This is a genomic window from Sporosarcina ureae (assembly GCF_002109325.1).
GTDB classification, from domain to species: Bacteria; Bacillota; Bacilli; order Bacillales_A; family Planococcaceae; genus Sporosarcina; species Sporosarcina ureae_C.
In genome coordinates this window covers 518,531-541,852 of the sequence record NZ_CP015348.1, presented here as the reverse complement: position 1 = coordinate 541,852, position 23,322 = coordinate 518,531, and the positions used below count along the sequence as shown (strand labels likewise).

Here is a 23,322-nt window from a genome sequence, read left to right as displayed (position 1 = left end):
AAGAATTAAATATAGGAGTGTTTTAGATGAATCAAGAAATAGTGGATATTACGATTATCGGTGGCGGACCCACTGGATTATTTTCATCATTCTACGCAGGTATGCGTGAGATGTCTGTTAAAATCATTGATAGCTTGCCACAACTTGGCGGCCAATTGATCGAACTATATCCTGATAAGTACATTTATGACGTTGGCGGGTTCCCTAAAATTTTGGCGAAAGACTTAGTGTCTAACCTCGTTACACAAGCACACTATGCAAAACCTGAAATTTGTTTAGGTGAGGCTGCATTGTCTATCGAGAAGAAAGACGATCATTTTGTTCTGACGACAGACAAAGGACAACATTTAACACGTACTATTTTATTGACGGCAGGTATAGGTGCTTTTCAACCGCGTAAAATTGGATTGAAAGAAGAACCTATTTTTGAAGGTAAAACATTGCACTACGGTATCAAAGACTTGTCTTTGTTTAAAGACCAGAATATCTGTGTTTGTGGTGGAGGAGACTCTGCGCTTGACTGGGCATTAATGCTTGAAGATATCGCAAGCCAAGTAACACTTGTTCACCGAAGAGAACGTTTCACTGCACATGAAACAAGTGTCAATCAATTGCACAATTCTAGTGTCAACGTGTTAACTTCACATGCTGTAAGTGAGTTACAAGGTGACGGAGATAAAATGGACAAAGTAATTCTGAAAGAAAAAGACGGCAGTGTAAAAGAACTTGAATTCGATCATGTCGTAGTCAATTACGGTAATATTTCTTCTCTAGGACCATTAAAGGACTGGGGATTAGATATGGAGCGTAATTCCATTAAAGTAAACTCTCGCATGGAAACGAATATTGAAGGTATTTATGCTGCAGGTGATGTAACTACATACGACGGCAAAGTAAAATTAATTGCGGTAGGTATGGGTGAAGCGCCGGTTGCCATAAGCCACGCGAAAGCGTTCTTGGATCCTAAAGCGAAAGTACAACCATTGCACAGTACAAGTGTATTTGGTTAATAGACGAGCAAACACCTTGTACGGAAAGTTTTCTCCGTACAAGGTGTTTTTTATATGTAGTGAGCTACACCAAAAGATTATGAAATGCAAAAGGCTGTTCCAAGAAGTTATGACTCCTTGGAACAGCCTATTTTTATTGTTAATCAAATATTACTTTGCCGTTTTCGGATCTGCTACTTTAACTAGTTGCTTCCCTAAATTAGTCCCTTCGAATAAACCAAGAAATGCATCTGGAATATTTTCAAAACCTTCCACAATGGTTTCTTCGTATTTCAACTTACCTTCCGATAACCATTTCCCTAAGTCAGCTGATGCAGTAGGGAAGTCTTTTGCGTAATCTCCTACTGTGAAACCTTTCATCAACGCACTTGTTTTAATCATCGTCGACTGTGGTCGTGGTCCCACATCTTAACCTTCTTTGTTATATGAAGAAATAGCGCCACATAGAGCGATACGTGCATGTTTGTTCAATAAAGTAAACACCGCGTCGGTAACTTCACCGCCGACGTTATCGAAATAAATATCCACTCCGTCTGAAGCGGCTTGAGTTAAGTCATCTTTGAAGCTATCTAGTTTGTAATTGACGGCTTCATCAAAACCAAGTTCATTTTTCAGGTAATCAATCTTTTCCTGAGAGCCAGCAATCCCGATCACTTTGGCGCCTTTCATTTTCGCAATTTGACCCACTACTGAACCAACCGCTCCGGCAGCACCTGATACCACAACAGTTTCACCTTCTTGTGGTTTACCGATATCGAGTAAACCAAAGTATGCAGTTAGACCCGTCATTCCAAGAATACCTAAATGAGTAGTGATCGGCGCAACACTCGGATCGATTTTACGTAGATCTTTCGCGGCTGCAGCTGAGTACTTTGCCCAGTTAAGGTTTCCTACAACAAAATCTCCCGGTGCAAATGCTTCTGAATTAGATTCAGTCACTTCTCCGACGACTCCGCCTGCAATCACTTCGTCTAGTTTAAATGGGGGAATATAAGATTTTGCATCTATCATTCTTCCTCGCATGTATGGATCGACAGAAACGTATAGCGTACGTACAAGTACTTCGTTTTCTTTCAGTTCAGGAATTGATTTTTCTACGAAATTGAATGTTTCCATAGTAGGTAATCCTTTAGGACGGTTAGCTAAATGAATTTCTTTTTGTGTGTCTTGAGTCATAGTAATTCCTCCAGTTTTAAGTGTAATTAATTTCAACAACTAACTAAAAGTAAGCTTAATGATAAGATTACTAGGACGAAGTAGGGAAGTCAATTAATTGCACTGAAATGAAAATGTCATTCATAGTTGTTAGAACAGCTTAAACTTAATAACTTTGAATGGATTGTTAGAATACAAACCTAACAAAATAGAATTTAGGTAGACATTTACTTGGCATCATCGTACAGTAAAGACGTAGACATTCAGAAATATTAATGATTTCGCCGTAAAGGAGCTAACCAAATGAAAAAGGTTTTGGTTGTAGAAGATGAACAGTCAATAGCTACTCTTTTGCAATATAATTTGGAACATGCAGGATACAAAGTGTACGTAGCCCGAGATGGAAATACCGCAATCTCTATGACACTTTCGGAAAAACCGGATGTACTACTTCTTGATATTATGCTACCCGGAATGGATGGTATGGATGTATGTAAAAAGCTCCGTCAAGAAAAGATTCATACACCGATTTTAATGTTAACAGCGAAAAGTGATGAATTTGATAAAGTTCTTGGATTAGAATTGGGAGCAGATGATTACTTAACAAAACCTTTCAGTCCACGAGAGGTACTCGCTCGTGTGAAAGCTATTTTGCGCAGAATAGAACTACAGGATTCTATTCAAGTAATCGAGCCGACAACAGAGCTACGTTATGGTAGTTTACTAATCCATCCAGATCGAATTGAAGCTTTTTTGGATGGGAATCTTTTAGAGCTGACACCAAAAGAATTTGAACTACTGCTATACTTAATGCGGCATTCAGGTAAAGTATTACACCGTGAACAGCTGCTTAATGCGATATGGAATTACGACTACACAGGTGATTCCCGTATTGTAGATGTCCATATCAGTCATCTGCGTGAAAAGATTGAACCTGATACAAAACGTCCCGTCTACATCAAGACTGTTAGGGGCTTTGGTTATAAATTTGAGGAAATAATAAAATAAATTATGTATATACATATTGAAGCTGAAGGTGAATCCCAAATGGATTTGACCTTCAGTTTTTATTTGCATTGGCATTTACATACTATTCATCCCTATTTTGACTTACTGTTTTTTTCTATACAGAGTCTTTACACAACCTTTACGTTTCATCCATCACTCCTCAATACTCATTGATTATAGTAAAGAAGCAGTAGAAAGAGAGCTGCTACTAAAACAAAAAAGTCTAGGGGGACGCAGTGATGAAGAAGCGTAATCGATTTACCGTTTTGGCGTTTGTTTTACTTTGTACATGGATGATCGCAGCTTGTAGCAGTATGAAAGCAGATGAAGGTGAAAAAGAAGAATCCAAACAAGAAACGAAGCAAACAACTGAGTCGATCACGGCAGTAGGTTCGAGTGCACTACAACCTTTAGTGGAAGCGACAGCACAGCAGTATACGATAAAAAATCCAGGCGCGGTCATTAACGTTCAAGGCGGCGGAAGTGGAACTGGCTTAAGTAAAATCAGCGAAGATGCAGTAGATATCGGAAACTCTGATATATTCGCTGAAGAAAAAGAAGGCGTGGACGCAAGTAACTTAGTTGACCATAAGGTAGCTGTTGTCGGAATGGCACCAGTGAGTCACCCAGAGACAGGTGTAACCGATATTTCATCTGAAGATTTGATTGCAGTCTTTACTGGAGACATCACAAACTGGAAAGAGCTTGGCGGAAATGATCAAGAAATTATTGTTATCAATCGTGCAAAAGGATCTGGTACGCGAGCTACTTTTGAAGCGTTTGCTCTAGATGGAAAACAGCCGATCGATGCACAAGAACAAGATTCTTCAGGCACAGTGCGTAAAATTGTCAGTGAAACACCAGGAGCAATCAGCTACTTAGCATTTTCATACTTCGATCAAACAACTACAGCTTTAAAAGTCAATGGAGTTACACCAAATCGTGAAAATGTCGAGTCGAATGAATGGAAAATCTGGGCTTACCAGCATATGTATACAAACGGTGAAGCAACGGGACTATCCAAGGAATTGATCGACTATATACTCTCAGATGAGATTCAAGAAACATTACTTCCCGAAATGGACTACCTACCGGTAACAGGTATGCAGGTAGAACGGGATGCGGAAGGAACTGTTACAAAAAAATGATAGTGTTTGTAAACTACTCTACTTTCGAAAGGAGTGTATAGGATGGCTAAAATGATTAAAGAGATGGAACATCCACTGTATAGAAAAAGCAATAAAATGCGCATGGAGCGTATTGGTAAGTGGATGACATTCCTTTCAGTTGCCTTAACAGCGACGATCACCGCAGCCATTCTATTTCTGGTCTTTTCAAAAGGTTTATCTACTTTCATTACAAATGACGGCAGTGTCACAGACTTCTTTACAGGTACGGCTTGGAAGCCAGCGGAAGTAAATTCCCTGGGTAAGCCCATCATTGGAGCCTTACCTTTTTTAGTAGGGTCCATAGCAGTTACAGGAATTTCTGCGCTGATTGCGGCGCCACTCGCAATTGGTGCTGCAATTTTCATGAGTGAGATCGCACCGAGAACTGGAAAGAGAATCATGCAACCGGTCATAGAGCTGTTAGTAGGTATTCCTTCAGTTGTTTATGGATTCATCGGCTTAACTGTAGTTGTTCCCTTTTTACGTAATCTGTTCCCAGGTAGTGGATTCGGTATTGCAGCGGGAACGATTGTATTATCCATCATGATCTTACCAACCGTCACAAGCTTAGCTTTTGATGCGATTCAAGCAGTTCCACGTTCATTACGTGAAGCTTCTTTGGCACTTGGCTCCACTAGGTGGCAAATGATTTGTAAAGTTGTTTTGAAAACAGCGAAATCCGGCTTGATGATGGCAATTATATTCGGAATGGCGCGTGCATTTGGTGAAGCATTAGCTGTGCAGATGGTCATCGGGAATGCTTCTGTTATCCCACAATCCCTATTTGACCCAGCTTCCACGGTTACTAGTGTATTAACGATGGGCATGGGATACAGCGTCATGGGACAGGTTGAGAATAATGCACTTTGGTCACTTGCGCTTGTACTTTTACTGATGTCCCTATTCTTCACCATCACAGTCCGAATGATTGGAAAGGGGAAAAGTAGCTAATGTCAGCTAAAAGTACAGATCGACTCGCGACAGCTGGATTATATGTAATTGTCGGCATGATCATTACAGTTTTAGCAGGATTGCTGGGATTTGTCTTTGTTCAAGGGATTCCGCAACTCAGCTGGCAATTTATCACGTCTCCTCCACAGATTTTTAAAGAGGGTGGCGGAGTTGGCCCTCAACTGTTTAATTCATTTTATTTACTCGTGTTGACACTGATTATTTCGATCCCCATTGCGATTGGGGCTGGAATTTATTTAGCGGAATATGCAAAAGACAATTGGTTCATTCGTTGTATTCGTGTACTCATCGAAGTGCTTTCTTCTTTGCCGTCGATTGTAGTAGGACTGTTCGGATTTTTGTTTTTCGTTTTGTATATGGGTTGGGGTTTTTCAATTATATCGGGCGCCTTTGCACTATCCGTGTTCAATCTACCCTTATTAGTCCGAGTGGTTGAACAATCAATCAGTAACGTCCCTAAATCGCAGCTCGAAGCAGGGTGGGCGCTCGGTTTTTCAAAATGGGAAACAATTACGACTATCATACTTCCAGCAGCTCTTCCTGGTATTGTCACAGGTGTCATACTGGCATCCGGAAGAGTATTCGGAGAGGCAGCTGCTCTAATTTACACAGCCGGAATGAGTACACCGATTATAGACTTCACTAATTGGAATCCACTGTCACCTACATCCCCTTTAAATCCATTTAGACCGGCCGAAACAATGGCAGTTCATATTTGGAAAATTAACGGAGAAGGTATTATGCCGGACGCATCAGCTATTTCTGACGGAGCAGCTGCATTATTAATTATTTCAATTTTATTCTTTAATTTCACATCACGTTTTATTGGGAATGTACTGTTTAAAAAGATGAGTGCCAACTAAAAGGAGGATTCATATGCAATCAGTTGCATTACAACCTACCACAATGAAAATGAATAGAACGGAAATAGGGAACAGTCCTGATTTTCAACGAAGTTCTGTGCTACAAACGGTCAACTTATCGGTGTATTATGGTGAACATCGTGCTGTAGATCAAGTAAGTTTAACCTTTCCGAAACAATCCGTTACGGCATTAATCGGCCCATCTGGTTGCGGAAAGTCCACTTTCCTACGTTCTATTAATCGAATGAATGATGATATCCAGCAATGTCGTACGGAAGGTGAAATCTATTATGAAGGTGTAGAACTGCATTCGCCCCGTGTCAATTTACATGAGATACGTAAACAGATGGGGATGGTATTTCAGAGACCTGTCCCGTTTGCCAAATCTATTTTCAAAAATGTTGCATCCGGACCAATGCGTCATGGAGTGAAGGATAAGACTGAATTACAACGAATCGTGGAAGACAGTCTAAAAAAAGCAGCACTGTGGGATGAAGTGAAAGATCAATTACATACTTCAGCACTGCGCCTTTCTGGTGGGCAGCAGCAGCGTCTTTGTATCGCTAGAGCACTTGCGATGCAGCCGAGCGTATTATTGCTAGATGAACCAGCTTCTGCATTAGATCCTGTGTCCACAGCAAAAATAGAAGACTTAATATCACAGTTAAAAAAGGAATTTACAATCATCATCGTGACACATAATATGCAGCAAGCAGCGCGGATTTCAGATAAAGTAGCCTATTTTTATATGGGCCGCGTAGTTGAACATGGATCAACTGAACAAATATTTAATAATCCACGTCATGAACAAACGGCTCATTATATAAATGGTCATATCGGATAGGGGGATATTAGTGATGAAGGTAGCGCAAACGAAGAGACAAGCAGTTATCCAAACAGAAAATCTGCAATTCTATTATGATACACATCATGCACTGAAGAATATAAATCTGAAGTTTGAAAAGCAGAAAATCACTGCACTTATAGGCCCATCTGGATGTGGAAAATCCACGTTTTTACGGACAATGAATCGGATGAATGATTTAATTCCTAAGGCGTGCACAAAAGGAGCTATTTGGATAGGTGGAGAGAACATAACAGCTTCTTCTATAGATCCCGTAGAACTCCGAAAGAAAGTGGGGATGGTGTTTCAGCATGCATCGGTCTTTCCGTTTTCAATATATGAGAATATCGCTTATGGACCCCGTATTCATGGAGAAAACAATAAAAAAGTATTGGATAATATTGTTGAGGAGAATCTTCGTGCTGCCGCTTTATGGGACGAAGTTAAAGATCAACTGGACAAAAATGCAACAGGTTTATCAGGAGGACAACAGCAAAGACTGACGATCGCACGTACACTGGCAACCAAACCGAATATTATATTAATGGATGAGCCGACGTCAGCATTGGATCCAATCTCAACTACAAAAGTTGAAGAGCTGATCATGTCATTAAAAGAACAGTATACAATCGTTATTGTAACGCATAATATGCAACAAGCGGCCAGAATTTCTGATTACACAGCATTCTTCTTGAACGGAGAAGTAAAAGAGTATGGACAGACTGCCAAAATATTTACCAGACCTGTATTTTCTGAAACAAAAGACTACATAGCAGGAAAATTTGGTTAAGTATGGGGTAAATAGTATATCGGTACTTTAATCATACATTACATACGATAACAAAAAGCCAGCTCCCTGTTATAGGAAGCTGGCTATTCATCTATTAAGAAATCGTTTCGCTTGCGTGTAATTCTTCGATTTTAGCTATACGTGCATCGTATTCGTCCACTGTCATATCGTGTTCAACGAAATAACGGTTACGAGGATGTGTGCGGCAATCGTCTGAACAGCTACGCATATAGAGGTGTTCATTTTCTTCGGAACATAGAATCTTCGCATTACATTCGGGATTCGCACAGTTGACGTATCGTTCGCAAGGAGTTCCATCAAAGTGGTCACGACCTACAATGACATGTTCTACTTGGTTAATCGGAACGGCAATGCGCTCGTCAAATACGTAGCACTGACCATCCCATAACTGACCTTTTGCTTCAGGATCTTTACCGTAAGAAACAATTCCACCATGTAAATGTGCAACGTCTTCAAATCCTTCACGCTTTAACCAGCCTGTGAACTTCTCACAACGAATTCCACCCGTACAATAGGCAAGAATCTTCTTACCTTCAAGTTGTTCTTTGTTTTCATTTACCCATTCAGGAAGATCACGGAAGTTCTCAATATCCGGGCGGATCGCACCACGGAAATGACCTAGGTCATACTCATAATCATTACGAGCATCTAATATAACCGTATTCTCTTCTTGCATTTGCTGTAAAAACTGTTCAGGTTCTAGATATTCGCCCGTCAGTTCCAATGGATTGACGTCTTCAGGTAAGCTTAGGTTTACAATCTCTGGACGATAGCGAACATGCATTTTTTTGAAAGCGTGGCGATCTGTTTCATCGATCTTGAACCATACATCAGCGAATCGAGGATCGGCTTTCATATGCTCCATATACGCATCCGTCTGTTCAACTGTTCCAGAGCAAGTACCATTGATTCCTTCTGATCCAACTAGGATACGTCCCTTTAATCCAGTTTCTTTGCAAAATGCCAAGTGTGAAGCCGCAAATTCTTCAGGTTCCTCAATCGTTACATACTTATAAAACAATAAAACCCGATAGTCTTTCTCTTCCATATAAATTACCGCCTTCTGTTTAATCTTTGCAATAGACAACAGCCGAGATCGGTGTGTACAAAGGGATAATTATCCCTTGAACCCGAAGTTGCAAAATTCGAGCCTTGAATAGTATAGCATAATTTTATTTTTGAGAAAAGGATTCTAAAGTTATTTCACATAACTGTTCAGTATAAAGTAACTAGCGGGAATGGGCGCAACCTTGTATCACCCATTATTTATTGTATACTAGTAGATAGAAAAACAGGAAAGTTATAGCTTTTAGCTGCATAAGAATATATCATTAAAATGTAGAATAGCTTTGTGTTTTAAAGGGTATAGTAGGTCAATTACAAATAAATTGTAATTAGCTCTTAAATGTAGGGCGCTGTGTTATAAAGGAGTTTTTTATGAAAATCACAAATACAAAACGACGTTCACCATGGATTGACAAGATATTTATCATAGCGATTGTCGTCATGACATCTGTTGCTTTTATATTAATAATGAATGTAATGAAAAACCATAAAGATCAAGGGCCTATTAAACAAGCAACGCACGAGATTATACCTGAGCCAAAACAAGAAGTAGCAGTAGAGTCCATTACATCATCCTATCCAGGAATTAAAGAGTTTGTGGAGACAGCTAATGGAGCACAGTATCCGTTTACCATTCACTATCCACAAACCGAGTATGATGGGTTCAATCAACAAGTGCTAGATTATGTAGAAGAATTAAAAACAACGTATGCTACAGAGCAAAAAAAGAATAACCGAGTGTCAAAGTTGGATGTATCTTTTGAAACGCTTCAGCATCTTTCGGGGAACTATTCGTTTGTCATGCGGGCTGTGACATATTTTGCTGATAAGGATAGTCAAGTGGAAATGCATACGTTTCATATCAATCCTGAAACTGGCAACGAATTAGCGATTCAGGATATTGTGGATCATAACCTGGAAAAGTTAAAGCGTATGGCGAGTGTAGTGCGTGACGAAATTCATCATAGTCCTTTACTTAAGGATGATGTGATTGACGAAAGCGTGTGGCAACCAACAGAGCCGATGTGGGTAAACTATCAGAACTTTGCTTTAACCGATGATTCCTTAATTTTATACTTTGGAACTGGTGAATTTACTAAACGTCAAGCTGGACCGGCAACAGTAGAGATTCCATTGAATAAATTGAATCCATTCATTGCGAAGAGGTTCCAAGTAGCAACAGATGATACCAAAAAAGAAAAGACGATTGCGTTGACGTTTGATGATGGACCGGATCCTATATATACAGAAAGAATTTTAAAAACACTTGATAAATACAATGCGAAAGCTACATTCTTTATGCTTGGCAATAGAGTCCATTCATACCCTGCAATTGCCAAGAAGGTAGCAGAAGCTGGCCATGAGATAGGTAATCACTCATGGAATCACCCTTCATTGACCGGGGTTACGGATACTGAACTTTTAAGTGAAGTGACAGGCACCTCAGATATAATAAAAGCAGCTACAGGAAAAACGGCTACTGTTTTCAGACCGCCATATGGGGCTATTGATGATCGTGTACGAGAAAGCACGAAATTACCTGTGGTGTTATGGAACGTGGATACATTAGACTGGGAGCATCATGATCCAGAGCTGTTATTAGAACATGTTACGGAAGCAACCCGTGCAGGAAGCATAATTTTAATGCATGATATTCATAAATCTACAGCAGATGGACTGGACGCGGTGCTCGAGAATCTACAGTCTCAAGGCTATAAATTCGTGACAGTATCTGAAATGGACGATTATTAATCGTGAAGTTGTTTCATTGTTTTAGTTTAACAATGGAACAACTTTTGTTTTGAATAGTCCTATTTAGGTACGGATATTCATATAGTGTTCAAACAGTTGTAATATCTAAAGAAAGAAAAAGTTGTGAACTGTAAATAGTGCAGCACAGCATGATATACTAAACGGAATGAAATCATTGGGGGAACAACAGGCATGGAATGGAGAAATTTATATCGTGGTTTTTTGATGGGAATCAGTGACTTGGTTCCTGGAGTTAGTGGCGGAACAATTGCATTCATATTAGGGATCTATGATCAGTTACTCATCTCGATTAGTGGATTTTTTAGTAAGGACTGGAAGAAGCATATCGGATTTCTTCTACCTCTTGGTATCGGGATGGGCGCAACGATCGTTCTATTCAGTAAGGTCATCTCATATTTGCTGAAGCATTATCACGAACCTACTCAGTACTTCTTTTTAGGATTAATTATTGGTGTCATTCCATTTGTTTCAAAGCAAGCAGGCTTAAAACAAAATTTTAAATTACATCATATAATATTAATGCTACTAGTGGCCGCAGCATTGGCTTCTACCGCTTTTTTGAATCCTATTGCTCCAATAACTATTACACATCTAACAGTTAAGAGTACTATCATCTTATTCCTTTCAGGATGGGCAGGCAGTATGGCAATGCTATTACCAGGAGTAAGTGGATCATTCGTTTTGCTGTTGCTAGGCGTTTATGCGACGGTCATTACGGCAATATCAGACTTTAATATACCGATTATCATTGCAACAGGATGCGGAATCGTATTTGGATTTATCATTAGCAGTAAAGTCATACGTTATTTACTTTCCCATTTCCACACGGGAATGTTTGCTGTCATCATAGGATTAATCCTAGGGTCGATTTTCGTAATTTTCCCAGGAATGCCTGAGAGTGGTACACCGTTCGTCATGAGTGTAATCGCCATCGTACTTGGGCTGTTGATTGCTAACATTTTAAATGGTGTAGGCGATAAAGCATAGAATGAAAAGAAGCTATCGAAGAAGTCATTACTTTTATGACATCTAGTGATAGCTTCTTTTTTCACTTGAAAAATTGTGCATAGAAAGATAGTAGCGATGGTGCGGCAGGCATTCTTGTTGGAGTGGGGATTAAATGCAAAGAAGTACTCCTAACGTTTCGCTTTTACTCACAAAAGCCGTCCTTGGCTACAGCATTCGCTTGGATGGGTGTTTTATCTGTCCCACTGATCCTCTCAGAGTCTCGTCCCTCCAACGCGCCAATCCCTTGCAGGGTGAAACGTTATTGATTTGTATTGAAGTAGGGGGGGAATCGGTATTTAACTGTTTTACTTGAACTCAAATAAGTTAAAACAAAACAATAGTTCACACACTACTTATAGTGAGTAATATAGGTAGCTCAGCTATAAAAGTAGAATTGAAGCGGAAGCTGGTGGCGACTCCCGATGGATCAGCTCGATCAGGTGAGACAACCAGAAGGAGTGCAACGACTTGGTTGGCTCACCGCGAGCCCATGGGAAAGCGTCCACCAGCTGGAGCTTCAATTCCCTTGTACACACTAACTAACCCTGCACTAATCCTTAAACCTAATTCCGCACAAAAAGAGATGCCCCATTGTAACAATCGGGACATCTCTTTTTTATATAAACTTACTCTTCAACAATCGTTGTCGTGTTTTCAATATCTACATCGGCCATTGGAATATCCAAAGCTTTTGCTACACCTTCACCGTATTTCGGATCTGCCAAGTAGCAGTGGCGAATATGCTTGATTTTAATCTCTTTCGGTGCATCACCCATATTACGCGCAGTATTATCAAATAAACGCTGCTGCTCCTCCAAGTTCAATAAATTGAACAACTTTCCTGGTTGTGTGAAGTAATCATCATCATCTTCACGGAAATCCCAGTGGTCTGCGTCGCCATGAATTTTTAGTGGCGGCTCTTTGAAGTCCGGCTGTTCTTGCCACTCACCGTAGCTGTTTGGCTCGTAGTGAGTAGTAGAGCCTAAATTGCCATCAACGCGCATTGCACCATCGCGGTGGAAGCTGTGGAACGGACATTTAGGTGCGTTAACAGGAATCTGGTGATGATTGACACCTAAACGGTAACGTTGAGCATCGCCATAAGAGAATAGACGAGCCTGTAACATCTTATCAGGTGAGAATCCAATACCTGGAACGACCGCTGCTGGTGTAAATGCTGCTTGCTCTACTTCAGCAAAGTAGTTTTCAGGATTGCGGTTCAATTCAAATTCACCGACTTCAATTAAAGGGAAGTCTTTTTTATACCAAACTTTTGTTAAGTCAAATGGATTGTATGGCATGTTCATTGCTTCTTCTTCTGTCATAACTTGAATGTACATTTTCCATTTAGGGAAATTGCCATTGTCGATGTTAGTTAGCAAATCGCGTTGTGAACTTTCACGATCTGTTGCAACTGTTGCTGCAGCCTCTTCATCTGTCATGTTTTCAATACCTTGCTGGGAACGGAAGTGGAACTTCACCCAGTGGCGTTCGTTGTTTGCATTGATCATGCTGAATGTGTGGCTACCAAAACCGTGCATTTCACGGAATGAACGAGGAATACCGCGGTCGCTCATTAAAATAGTAATTTGATGTAATGCTTCAGGAAGTCCAGTCCAGAAATCCCAGTTGTTTGTTGGGCTACGTAAGTTTGTACGTGGATCACGTTTTACTGCGTGATTCAAGTCAGGGAATTGCAATGCATCACGGAAGAAGAATACAGGTGTATTGTTTCCGACCATGTCCCAGTTTCCTTCTTCAGTATAGAACTTCAAAGAAAATCCGCGGATATCGCGCTCTGCATCTGCTGCACCACGTTCGCCCGCAACAGTGGAGAAGCGTGCGAACATCTCAGTTTGTTTACCAATCTCTGAGAATAGCTTTGCTTTCGTATATTTTGTAATATCATGCGTTACAGTGAAAGTACCATATGCTCCAGAGCCTTTTGCGTGCATACGACGTTCAGGAATTACTTCACGGTCAAAATGCGCCAATTTCTCAAGCAACCATACATCTTGTAATAAAAGTGGGCCACGTGGACCCGCTGACATAGAGTTTTGGTTATCAACTACAGGTGCACCCGCAGCGGTTGTGAGTTTTCTTTTTTGAGAATTACTATCATTGTTATTCAAAATACATTCCTCCCCGGTTGTTGGTTTATAATCTATGAATACTATTATACTAAAGCTAAATCAAAAAAGATAGCCTTATTTATAATAATTATCAACTAGTAATAGTTATTAATAAGTATAGGTTATTATGTACTGTATATTCATCATAATTTGTTGCCAACCATTTGTCTAGAAATACGAATTAAATTAAGTATAATTGTAGAATGATGTATAATAATAATAGAAATTGTTTTAATAGAAAGGACATCAATCTATGAGCTTTATGAAGAAATGGATTTTGTATGCCGTTGTACTTAGCTGTTTATCGGTAGCGTTAGTGGCGTGCAGTGACAAAGAAGAAGCAGCACCAAAAGAAAAGACACCTGAACTAACTCCTGAGATTCCAGAAGAAGAGGAAATCATAGTTCCTGCTGTGGAAGATGAAAAGATATTTCAAGAAGTGGTTAGTCAACTCGAGGTAGCAGGATTCACAGTAAGCGAACCAGCAGAAGCAGCAATCGATATGTTTAGGGCGGAAAGTGGCATGACATTGAATATTAACGGCGATGCTTTACTTCCATTACATCTCTATAAATTAGATCCATCTGACAAGCGTTTGGAAATAGTCGACGAGACAGGGAATCTTCCTGTATATATTGGTAGTAAGACAGAGAAATTAGCCGTAAGACGAATAGATAACTTCATTATACATCTGCATAAAGGACACCCTGATTATGATGAGATTATGAAAGTAATAGATAAAATCTAAATTAACAACTTGCTTCCTACTATATAGGTAGCAAGTTTTTTTATATATTAGCGTGGTTAAAGAAAGAGGGAGGTACTGTTTATTGACATTACAGGCAGAAGACTTTCGCCTAATGTGAATTGTCTTCTCGCTTTCAAACAACTGCTACTGGTAGATTTAGAGAGGAAATCCACTGAAATCCATTCAAACCGGCACTTTTTGGACCTTGTTACAAAGCTGCCATAACTTATAGACAGTTTTGACATAAGTTCGCAGGTTTGTAACAGGAATATCGTACATACTTCACGAACTTTTTTTCCTTCTGCGTTATTCTAGGTAATAGAAACACAGATCGAAAGGAGATCAACAACATGTTGGAAGAAGTCTTATTAGCTAGAATCCAATTCGCATCTACTACATTGTTTCACTTCATTTTCGTCCCTTTGTCCATCGGCCTGGCACTGATCATTGCGATCATGCAAACGATGTATGTAGTGAAGAAAGATGAAATTTACTTAAAAATGACGAAATTCTGGAGTGTTTTCTTTCTTATAAACTTTGCGATTGGTGTAGTAACGGGAATCATTCAAGAGTTTCAATTCGGAATGAACTGGTCAGCCTACTCGAGATTCGTTGGAGATATCTTCGGAGCTCCACTAGCGGTAGAAGCGTTACTAGCATTCTTCTTAGAGTCTACATTTATTGGGATTTGGATCTTCGGTTGGAATAAGCTTCCGAAGAAATTACACTTAGCGTGTATTTGGTTAGTATCGATCGGTACGGTCATGTCAGCCTTCTGGATTTTAGCGGCGAATTCGTTCATGCAAAATCCAACAGGTTATGTATTACAAAATGGCCGTGCGGAAATGAATGATGTTGTGGCTGTCTTAACAAATGAAAAACTATGGGTTGCGTTCCCACATACGATTTTTGGTAGTTTTGCTACCGGTGCGTTCTTCGTAGTTGGTGTCAGCGCATGGTACTTGATAAAAAAACGTAAAGTAGATTTCTTTAAGAAGTCTTTAACGATTTCACTAGTAGTCGGTATGTTATCAGGTCTTGGAATAGCATTTACTGGTCACGCACAAGCACAGTATTTGATGCATGCTCAACCAATGAAAATGGCTGCAGCGGAAGCGCTATGGGAAGATAGTGGAGACCCGGCTGCTTGGACGTTGTTCGCCAAGATTGACGTGGAAAATCGTGAGACAACGAAACGTATCGATATACCCTACATGTTGAGCTATTTAACATATAGTGAATTTAAAGGGAAAGTTTCAGGTATGAACGCACTGGAACAACAAATGATCGATAAGCACGGAGAAGGCGAATATCTTCCACCAGTTAAAACAACATTTTGGAGCTTCCGTATAATGGTGGTTACGGGCGGAACACTACTTGGGTTAGGTGCAATGGGTCTGTTCTTGTTGTTCCGTAAGAAGATAGTAGAATCTGTTTGGTTCTTGCGACTTCTAATAGTAGGGATTTTCTTACCGTTCATAGGTAACTCATTTGGTTGGATCATGTCTGAAATGGGACGACAACCTTGGGTAGTAAACGGTTTGATGAAAACGGCTGATGGTATTTCACCAAACGTTTCAGCGGGGCAGATTCTGTTTTCACTCATATCCTTCTCTACTATTTATACGATCCTAGGTATCATCATGGTCGTATTATTTGTGAAATTCATTCAACGAGGTCCAGAAGAGCAGCCGGAAGAGGATGTATCGGCAACAGATCCGTTTGAAACAGGGGGTGCAGGACATGCCATTAAGTGATATCTGGTTTATATTGATCGGTGTCCTCTTCACAGGATTTATCTTTTTGGAAGGGTTTGACTTTGGTGTAGGAATGAGCACGAAGTTCCTAGCACGTAATGATTTGGAAAAGCGGGTCGTGATGAATACAATCGGACCTGTTTGGGATGCGAATGAAGTGTGGCTGATTACTGCAGGGGGCGCGATGTTTGCAGCTTTCCCACACTGGTATGCGACAGCGTTCAGTGGGTTTTATCTTCCTTTCGTCGTCCTGTTATTGGCTTTCATCATACGAGGCGTTGCCTTTGAGTTTCGCAATAAAGTGGATTCAAAAGCTTGGGTCAAAACATGGGACTGGGCTGTTTTCATCGGTAGTATCTTACCACCATTCCTATTTGGGGTGTTCTTCACGAGTTTAATCCGTGGATTACCGATTGATGGAGACATGAACATGTATGCGAGCTTTACCGATTTCGTAAATGTCTACACAGTTATTGGCGGTGTGACGTTTGTTCTATTATCGTATTTGCACGGGTTGCTGTTCATTGGATTGAAAACGGTAGACGAGTTACGAGAGCGAGCAAATACAGCGGCACGTAAAGTGTATGCATTGACGGGCGTGTTCCTCGTATTGTTCATCATCTTCACATATTTGGACACAGACGCCTTTACAGATCATGGAGCTATTTTGATTCCTCTGTATAGTTTGGCGGTTATATTGTACGGTTTACTGTTCTTCTTCTTGAAAACTAAACGAGAAGGACTGAGCTTTACAATGACTGGTTTAGTGTTAATCATTGTTATGGCTAACTTTTTCATCGCGCTATTCCCGAATGTGATGATCAGCTCAATGGATCCTGCATTTAATATGTCGATTGCAGAAGCAGCTTCAGGAGAATATTCACTGAAAATCATGACGATCGTAGCGTTTACTATGGTGCCAATCGTTTTGGCGTATACAATTTGGAGTTATTACGTGTTCCGTAAACGGTTGACAGGTGATAAGGAGCATCTAGAATACTAATGGATAAATACTTGCTTCAATACAAAGGAAGTAAACAAGTGATGGCATTGATTGGACTACTTACTGTAGTTCAGTCTATTGCCATTGTTTTTCAAGCGATTTATTTAGCAAAAGCGATTACACAATTGTTCCAAGGTGCAGATTGGAGTGAAGCACTTCGGTCATTTGTGATTTTTGTCGTAGCAAACAGTGTACGTCACGTGATTCAATGGGCGAAGGAACGGATTTCATATCGCTTTGCCGATCTAACAGCAAAGGCTTATGAGCAACAATTAGTAAAGAAAATCTTTGATCTTGGTCCTCAAGTTGTGGGGAAATATGGTTCTGGACATTTGGTGACGCTTGGTTTAGAAGGTGTCCCGAAGTTCAGAAAGTATGTAGAATTGCTTATACCGCGGACGTTAGCGATGGCCATTGTTCCGTTTGTCATTGTGGTATATGTCTTTACTCTAGATATTATGTCAGCTGTGACGCTCATTATAGTCTTGCCAATTCTCATCATTTTCTTAATTTTGATCGGATTGGTTTCGAAGAAGAAAATTGATGAACAGATGGATACGTATCGTTTATTATCTCGGCATTTCGTTGACTCTTTACGGGGTATTGTGACGTTGAAATACTTGGGACGTAGCCGAGCACACGAAGAATCTATTGCGATTGTAAGCAATAAATACCGCATTGCAACGAATCGTTCATTGCGCTATGCGTTTCTATCTTCATTTTCATTGGATTTCTTTGCAAGTCTTTCCGTAGCGGTAGTGGCGGTTGAACTTGGCCTGCGATTGATCAATGGACAAATTCTTCTTGAACCATCATTAGCTATTTTGATTTTAGCGCCGGAATTTTTCTCACCTGTTAGAGAGTTGGGGAATGACTTCCATGCGACAGCTGATGGTAAGGACGCGAGCTTACAAATCCACAGTATATTAGAAGAGGAAACAAAGGTTCAGCCAGTAGTTGCTTCACCGATTGCAGCTTGGAATGACAAATCAAGACTTGAATTGCGTACGGTCGAAGTCAAAATGGGGGAACAAACCATTTTTGAAGACTTGAATTTAGAATTAAACGGATTTACAAAAGTAGGTGTCATCGGTCATTCAGGTGCAGGAAAGTCAACGTTGATTGATGTACTATCTGGATTCACACTTCCGACGGCCGGAAGTTTTAGGCTTGACGGACAAGAATTACCGCATCTCGCTGTTGCAGACTGGCAAAATCAAATTGCTTACATTCCACAACATCCAACGATATTTCCGGATACTGTCATTGGAAATATTCGCTTTTATGAACCCGACGCTTCTTTGCAGGAAGTACAGGATGCAGCAGAACGTGTAGGTTTGGATCAGTTAATTGCGACATTCCCTTTAGGTTACGAAGAACGGATCGGTGCGGGTGGACGCGTGCTTAGTGGTGGGGAAGAACAACGGATTGCTTTAGCGCGTTCGTTACTGCAACGTCGTCAGATTTTATTATTCGATGAGCCGACTGCACACTTAGATATTGAAACAGAGCATGAATTAAAGCAAATGATTTTACCGCTTCTAAAAGATAAACTCGTTGTGTTTGCTACGCATCGTATTCATTGGATGCAAGAAATGGATACCATAGTAGTACTTGAAAACGGTAAAGTAGTAGAAACGGGCTCTCACGAACAATTATTGAAACAAGACGGAGCCTATTGTCGTTTACTGGAAGCGCGTGGAAGGGGGCATGCTGTATGAACTTGTACCAACAACATATACTTCCCTATGCCCGTAAATATAACAAAACCATACTATCTACTATACTTCTAGGAACACTGACTATACTTTCGGCTGCGATGTTGACCTTTACATCAGGATATTTAATATCCCGTACATCGGAAAGGCCTGAAACGATATTACTCGTTTATATTCCGATCGTGGCAGTTCGGACATTCGGTATTTCGCGTGCAGCCTTACGATATGTAGAGCGTTTACTTGGTCATAATGCCGTATTGAAAATTATTGCGGATATGCGAGTGCAGCTATATCACGTACTGGAGCCGCAAGCATTATTCATTCGTTCGCGTTTTCAGACGGGTGATTTACTTGGTGCACTAGCGGATGATATTGAACATTTACAGGATGTCTATATCCGTACGCTGTTTCCGACTGTCATTGGATTATTCTTATTCAGTTTCTCTGTCATTGTGCTGGCAATCTATGACTGGAAGTTTGCGCTTATTATGGCTGTGTTACTAGCCATCGTGACGTTTATCTATCCTATGCTGTCACTTTATATGATGAAGAAAAACCAGCTGCAATCGAAAAAACTTCACAGTCAGTTGTATAATACGATGACAGAAGGTATTTTTGGTTTACGTGACTGGATCATCAGTGGCAGGAAAGAACAATTCCTTGCGTCATTTAAAGAGGAAAGTCATGCAAGCCATGCTATTGATAAAAAACTGGCGTATTGGCAACAGTCTCGGACGATGCAATTGCAAATTTTCTCAGGGCTACTAGTCTTAGTCGTCGGAGTATGGGCAGGACAGCAAGCGGCAGCAGGTTCATTGGCGCCAACGTATATCGCTGCATTTACATTGGTTACGTTGCCGATTTTAGAAGGATTGATTCCCATATCGTTTGCAATAGAACGTTTACCTGCTTATGAAGCATCCTTGCAAAGGATTGATGCGATCCATCAGCAAAATACTGCAGTGGATCAAAAAGCAATGGAGCTTGGTAATGTAGAAGAAGCGACTATTGAACTCGACAATGTAAGTTATCGGTATGAAGGTCAGAAAGAAAATGCGGTTCAGCATATTTCACTGACGATTCAACCTGGAGAAAAAGTTGCAGTACTTGGTAAAAGTGGCGCGGGTAAGTCTACTCTCATACAGCTTTTATTAGGCACAGTTCAGCCAACAAGCGGACATGTACATGTCAATCAAAAACCTGCATCGCTGTATGGCGACTCTATATATGAGGTGATGAGCGTCTTAAATCAAAAACCTTATCTTTTCGCAACAACTGTTCAAAACAATATTAAACTTGGTGATGCATTCGCAACTACTGAAGATGTACAACGAGTAGCTGAACAAGTTGGTTTGTATGAGTACTTGCAATCACTTCCTGAGGGCTTGAAAACCCAAATGGAGGAAACAGGACAACGATTCTCAGGTGGAGAGCGTCAGCGGTTTGCACTGGCAAGAATTTTATTGAAACAAACACCGGTTGTCGTTTTGGATGAACCGACTGTTGGGTTAGATCCAGTGACTGAACATTCTCTCGTAGAAACTCTTCATCACTCTCTAAAAGATAAAACGGTCGTATGGATTACACATCACTTAATAGGTATGGAAAAATGGACCGTATTATTTTCATGGATCATGGTGAAATCATCATGGATGGGACACATAAAGAATTATTAGCTACGAATGAAAGATATCGACAGCTATATACATTGGATCAAGGTATGTGAATTTCTTGAATTACAATTCAGACTAAGAACGACTTATAAAAAGGACGACGCCATTTCTTAAGCAGAAATGGTGTCGTCCTTTTAAATTTTACTATCGAGAAGGTAAAAGGCATGTTTAAACAACTATGCCATCTGCTTTCATTCGCTATTGTTTAGAAAAATGGTAGACGAATGAAGTAGCCAAGCAACAAGCAAACCGTAGTGGAAACAATAACACCTGGAATAGCGAACAACACATATCGTCGAATGCTCATGCCGCTCATGCCTGAAATATAACAAATTAAATGGCGCATGCCCGGAACAAAATAACCGAAAGTCACCGTCCACGAGCCATAGGTCATAAACCAACGCTCAATCTTTTGCATACGTCGAGGCGTGAGGAAGAAGTAATTTCCAAAACGCCGAATTAAAGGTTTACCAACTTTTCTACCAATCATATACGTGAACAATGTTCCGACCATTACACCGGATATTGTAAAGATTATCGTGAATATAAAATGAAATGTACCTGCTGAAGTTAAATAACCGGCAAATGTTACAAGCAATTCATCCGGCATAGGCAAGCCGAAAATACCAAGAGCCAAAAAGAAAAATATAGAAAGATAGCCATACTGCACTATATATTCTTGGAGATGTTCCATAATAAAACCTCATCTACTTAAGATTGCCACACTCCGATCCTATCACCAACTTGGACTTCTGTAAAAGGCATTTCTTCGGGCTTAAATATATTACTCTGTTCAATGAATAAAATAACAGTAGAACCAAATGCAAAATGACCAAAATCTTGTCCTTTTTCACAACTAGTTTTAGAATTTGCAATGCGGACACTATTTACATTTAATGCACCAACCTTAACAATGGCCACCTGTCCAAAATCTGTGGAAAGCTCAGAAATAACCCTGTGATTGGAAGAAAATACATCTTTACGCATACGAATACCTAAATCGTTAACAGGATAAGAAGTAGAACCTAATGCATAACGGTTCACTAGCGTTCCTGAAACAGGGTAGTGGAAATGGTGGTAATGTCTGGGTGAAAGGTAAAATAAATAATAATAGCCATGTGTATAGCGAGAGGATTTTTTTGAATCACCAAGCAGCGAAGTCAGACTATATGTTTTGTCTTTTACTATAAATTGCTGTTGCGAGTCTATAATTCCTGAATCGCTCAGTACACCATCTACTGGTGAAATCAAACTGTTTGGATGGTTGTCAATCGGTCTTTTACCAGGTTGTAATGAGCGAGTGAAAAAGTCATTAAGACTTTTATATTGTTCTATTGAGTATTTAGCTTCGTCTAGTTGAATATGATAAAAAGATGCAAAAGGCTTGATTAACGGTTTACTAATTCGTGAAGTAGTTATTTGTTTTAACAAAGCAGAACTGATCGGTGATCCGGTTAATTCAACAAATGATTTAAAAATACGTGTTTTCATCTTTTCTTCCTTCCGTTAAAAGAATATACTAGAGAGATACAATGAGGAGGCTGTAATTTGTTTTCATTCAGATATTTTGATTATACTAAACTAAAATCCCAATTGGCGAATATCATTACACTTTTTAATTTGAGTTTAGGGATTATAGCGATATTGCTTGTGCTTCAGGGTCATGCGCATATGAGTTTAATGTTTATTTTCTTTGCTGCTTTATTTGATCGGTTTGACGGTATGGTAGCTAGGCACTACCAAGCGGAATCAGCTTTCGGCAAGGAACTTGACTCACTTAGTGATCTAGTCTCTTTTGGAGTAGCTCCTGCTATTCTACTATATTCTACAGCATTGTCCGATACGATGTGGATTGGCTTGTCCGCTGTAATTTTTTATATTTTAGCAGGTGCTGTTCGTTTGGCTCGCTATAATGTAGAAGAGTTTGACGGTTCTTATTATGGCTTGCCTATTACTGCAGCTGGAGTATTGCTTACATTGGGATATTTTGCCGTACCGTATTTGATCGCACCTTATTTTGTGATTTATATGTGTGTGCTAGCTTGGTTGATGGTCAGTCGCTTTCGTATAGCAAAAGTATAAATAATGTCTTGCGGAGAAAGTTTCTGCGAGGCATTTTTCATTAGGGGAAACTATCACTAAAACATGAATTCTGTTATGCTTAAGAAAACTATAAGGAGTGGTCACTATGTCAGGACCCGCATTAAGACAGCTTCATTCACATAAGGCTATTCATGAAGGCGGACTCTCGGGAGCCGTCATGAAAACAGATGATTTATTGGAGTACTTCGAACAAGGTGAAACAGAAATGGTTCAGCAAGCTTGCGATCATTTATTGGATTATTGGAAGACACGAGTCATCAGTCATGCAGATGCGGAAGAAGAAGGTTTCTACAAACAAATGGTGGAAGAAAAACCTGAACTCGAACGAGATATTATTCAACTCACACGAGATCATGATCTCATGCGAATACTTGTAGCAGATATAGAAGCGTTGCGAGAAGAAGATCCAACTGTGACACCTGAAATTCTACAAAAGTTCAACGGATTAATTGTAGTGAATGAATTACATAGCCGAGAAGAAGAACGGATATTATTTGAATCATAAAACAT

20 protein-coding genes and 1 pseudogene are annotated in these 23,322 nt (G+C 40.0%); 16 read left to right on the top strand and 5 right to left on the bottom strand.

Annotated elements, in window-relative coordinates; genetic code table 11:
• Positions 1–26: 26 nt before the first annotated feature.
• Complete coding sequence (locus SporoP32a_RS02760) at positions 27–1,010, top strand: NAD(P)/FAD-dependent oxidoreductase (RefSeq protein ID WP_085426519.1); 984 nt, start codon at positions 27–29, stop codon at positions 1,008–1,010.
• Between the two features lie 150 nt (positions 1,011–1,160).
• Here SporoP32a_RS02760 and SporoP32a_RS02755 read toward each other — a convergent pair.
• Positions 1,161–2,186, bottom strand: a pseudogene (locus tag SporoP32a_RS02755) (NADP-dependent oxidoreductase).
• 282 nt (positions 2,187–2,468) lie between these two features.
• Here SporoP32a_RS02755 and SporoP32a_RS02750 point away from each other — a divergent pair.
• The 6 genes from SporoP32a_RS02750 (at position 2,469) to pstB (SporoP32a_RS02725) (ending at position 7,811) form a co-directional block, all read left to right on the top strand.
• A complete protein-coding gene (locus SporoP32a_RS02750) occupies positions 2,469–3,173 on the top strand; it encodes a response regulator transcription factor (RefSeq protein WP_085426518.1) in 705 nt (234 codons plus the stop codon).
• 239 nt (positions 3,174–3,412) lie between these two features.
• Positions 3,413–4,321, top strand: coding sequence for a phosphate ABC transporter substrate-binding protein PstS family protein (locus tag SporoP32a_RS02745; protein ID WP_085426517.1), 909 nt, complete (start codon positions 3,413–3,415; stop codon positions 4,319–4,321).
• A gap of 42 nt (positions 4,322–4,363) precedes the next feature.
• The gene (pstC, locus tag SporoP32a_RS02740; RefSeq protein ID WP_085426516.1) at positions 4,364–5,293 is read left to right on the top strand and encodes a phosphate ABC transporter permease subunit PstC; all 930 of its coding nucleotides are present in this window, start codon (positions 4,364–4,366) and stop codon (positions 5,291–5,293) included.
• Positions 5,293–6,177 (top strand): phosphate ABC transporter permease PstA, encoded by an 885-nt coding sequence (pstA, locus tag SporoP32a_RS02735; RefSeq protein WP_085426515.1) that lies wholly within the window; start codon positions 5,293–5,295, stop codon positions 6,175–6,177. The genes pstC and pstA overlap by 1 nt, the downstream gene beginning before the upstream one ends.
• A gap of 49 nt (positions 6,178–6,226) precedes the next feature.
• Positions 6,227–7,021: a phosphate ABC transporter ATP-binding protein PstB gene (pstB, locus tag SporoP32a_RS02730; RefSeq protein WP_232319619.1), complete on the top strand. Its 795-nt coding sequence runs from the start codon at positions 6,227–6,229 to the stop codon at positions 7,019–7,021.
• 13 nt (positions 7,022–7,034) lie between these two features.
• Positions 7,035–7,811 (top strand): phosphate ABC transporter ATP-binding protein PstB, encoded by a 777-nt coding sequence (gene pstB / locus SporoP32a_RS02725; protein ID WP_198166209.1) that lies wholly within the window; start codon positions 7,035–7,037, stop codon positions 7,809–7,811.
• Between the two features lie 94 nt (positions 7,812–7,905).
• On the opposite strand, the gene SporoP32a_RS02720 is transcribed toward pstB (SporoP32a_RS02725), so the two are convergent.
• Positions 7,906–8,880, bottom strand: coding sequence for an oxygen-dependent tRNA uridine(34) hydroxylase TrhO (locus SporoP32a_RS02720; RefSeq protein ID WP_085426512.1), 975 nt, complete (start codon positions 8,878–8,880; stop codon positions 7,906–7,908).
• Between the two features lie 389 nt (positions 8,881–9,269).
• Here SporoP32a_RS02720 and SporoP32a_RS02715 point away from each other — a divergent pair, with 389 nt between their 5' ends.
• Complete coding sequence (locus tag SporoP32a_RS02715) at positions 9,270–10,649, top strand: polysaccharide deacetylase family protein (RefSeq protein ID WP_085426511.1); 1,380 nt, start codon at positions 9,270–9,272, stop codon at positions 10,647–10,649.
• 192 nt (positions 10,650–10,841) lie between these two features.
• Positions 10,842–11,657: a DUF368 domain-containing protein gene (locus SporoP32a_RS02710; protein WP_085426510.1), complete on the top strand. Its 816-nt coding sequence runs from the start codon at positions 10,842–10,844 to the stop codon at positions 11,655–11,657.
• A 647-nt stretch (positions 11,658–12,304) separates the two neighbouring features.
• Here SporoP32a_RS02710 and SporoP32a_RS02705 read toward each other — a convergent pair.
• Positions 12,305–13,810: a catalase gene (locus tag SporoP32a_RS02705; RefSeq protein ID WP_085426509.1), complete on the bottom strand. Its 1,506-nt coding sequence runs from the start codon at positions 13,808–13,810 to the stop codon at positions 12,305–12,307.
• A 253-nt stretch (positions 13,811–14,063) separates the two neighbouring features.
• Here SporoP32a_RS02705 and SporoP32a_RS02700 point away from each other — a divergent pair, with 253 nt between their 5' ends.
• The 5 genes from SporoP32a_RS02700 (at position 14,064) to cydC (ending at position 20,712) form a co-directional block, all read left to right on the top strand.
• The gene (locus SporoP32a_RS02700; RefSeq protein ID WP_085426508.1) at positions 14,064–14,558 is read left to right on the top strand and encodes a hypothetical protein; all 495 of its coding nucleotides are present in this window, start codon (positions 14,064–14,066) and stop codon (positions 14,556–14,558) included.
• A gap of 353 nt (positions 14,559–14,911) precedes the next feature.
• Positions 14,912–16,315 (top strand): cytochrome ubiquinol oxidase subunit I, encoded by a 1,404-nt coding sequence (locus SporoP32a_RS02695; protein ID WP_085428966.1) that lies wholly within the window; start codon positions 14,912–14,914, stop codon positions 16,313–16,315.
• A complete protein-coding gene (gene cydB / locus SporoP32a_RS02690) occupies positions 16,302–17,318 on the top strand; it encodes a cytochrome d ubiquinol oxidase subunit II (protein WP_085426507.1) in 1,017 nt (338 codons plus the stop codon). The genes SporoP32a_RS02695 and cydB overlap by 14 nt, the downstream gene beginning before the upstream one ends.
• The gene (gene cydD, locus SporoP32a_RS02685; RefSeq protein WP_085426506.1) at positions 17,318–19,039 is read left to right on the top strand and encodes a thiol reductant ABC exporter subunit CydD; all 1,722 of its coding nucleotides are present in this window, start codon (positions 17,318–17,320) and stop codon (positions 19,037–19,039) included. The genes cydB and cydD overlap by 1 nt, the downstream gene beginning before the upstream one ends.
• On the top strand, positions 19,036–20,712 hold the full coding sequence (gene cydC / locus SporoP32a_RS02680) for a thiol reductant ABC exporter subunit CydC (protein ID WP_335696118.1): 1,677 nt from the start codon (positions 19,036–19,038) through the stop codon (positions 20,710–20,712). Before cydD ends, cydC begins: the two co-directional genes overlap by 4 nt.
• Before the next feature lie 202 nt (positions 20,713–20,914).
• Here the strand turns inward: cydC and SporoP32a_RS02675 are convergent, their stop codons facing one another.
• Together SporoP32a_RS02675 and asd are read right to left on the bottom strand one after the other, a co-directional pair.
• A complete protein-coding gene (locus SporoP32a_RS02675; RefSeq protein ID WP_085426505.1) occupies positions 20,915–21,403 on the bottom strand; it encodes a DedA family protein in 489 nt (162 codons plus the stop codon).
• Between the two features lie 17 nt (positions 21,404–21,420).
• Complete coding sequence (asd, locus tag SporoP32a_RS02670; RefSeq protein ID WP_085426504.1) at positions 21,421–22,200, bottom strand: archaetidylserine decarboxylase; 780 nt, start codon at positions 22,198–22,200, stop codon at positions 21,421–21,423.
• Positions 22,201–22,257: 57 nt separating this feature from the next.
• Here asd and pssA point away from each other — a divergent pair, with 57 nt between their 5' ends.
• Both pssA and SporoP32a_RS02660 read left to right on the top strand, forming a co-directional pair.
• On the top strand, positions 22,258–22,791 hold the full coding sequence (gene pssA / locus SporoP32a_RS02665) for a CDP-diacylglycerol--serine O-phosphatidyltransferase (RefSeq protein ID WP_085426503.1): 534 nt from the start codon (positions 22,258–22,260) through the stop codon (positions 22,789–22,791).
• 106 nt (positions 22,792–22,897) lie between these two features.
• Positions 22,898–23,317 (top strand): hemerythrin domain-containing protein, encoded by a 420-nt coding sequence (locus SporoP32a_RS02660; protein ID WP_085426502.1) that lies wholly within the window; start codon positions 22,898–22,900, stop codon positions 23,315–23,317.
• Positions 23,318–23,322 lie beyond the last annotated feature (5 nt).